The 550-nt window shown below is 70.0% G+C and carries 1 protein-coding gene; it reads right to left on the reverse strand.

Annotated features, from left to right (window positions below):
* Positions 1 to 130 precede the first annotated feature (130 nt).
* Positions 131 to 550, reverse strand: a 420-nt coding sequence (locus tag ACP4IX_RS36555) for a DUF3459 domain-containing protein (RefSeq protein ID WP_426558994.1), incomplete at its 5' end; no start/stop codon positions are given.

The raw sequence follows: 550 nt of genomic DNA on the forward strand, positions 1-550 counted from the left end.
ACGCCGTCGCCGTTGCTGTCCTGGAAGGAGCGGACGAGTACCTCGTAGAAGACGGCTCGTTTGAACCAGTCCGGGTCGCGGTCCTTGGCCGGGGTGTCCTCGAACTTGTCCGGCACGGGCTCGTTCACGGTCATGAGGCTGCTGACCCTCCGTTCTGGGGCGCGGCGGCCGACGGCCGGCGGACGTGGAAGACGTGAGCGGGGGCCCGGCCGGGCTCCAGCCGCACGTAGTTGGTGCGGCCCCAGTGGTAGGTCTCGTCCGTGAGTTCGTCGTGGACCGGCACCGACTCGTGCCAGTCGAGACCGAGCTGCGGCATGTCGAGGGAGATCGTGGCCTCCTGGGTGCGATGGGGATCGAGGTTGGCCACCACCAGTACGACGTCGGACCCCGCGCGCTTGCTGTACGCGATCAGCGCGTCGTTGTCGGTTCGGTGGAAGCGCAGGTTCCTGAGCCGGTGCAGCGCGGGATGGGCGCGCCGGATGGTGTTGAGGCGGGTGATGAGGGGGGCGATGGTGCGGCCCTCGCGTGCGGCGGCGGCCCAGTCGCGGGG

It is taken from the genome of Streptomyces sp. WG5, from assembly GCF_049974565.1.
GTDB lineage: Bacteria > Actinomycetota > Actinomycetes > Streptomycetales > Streptomycetaceae > Streptomyces.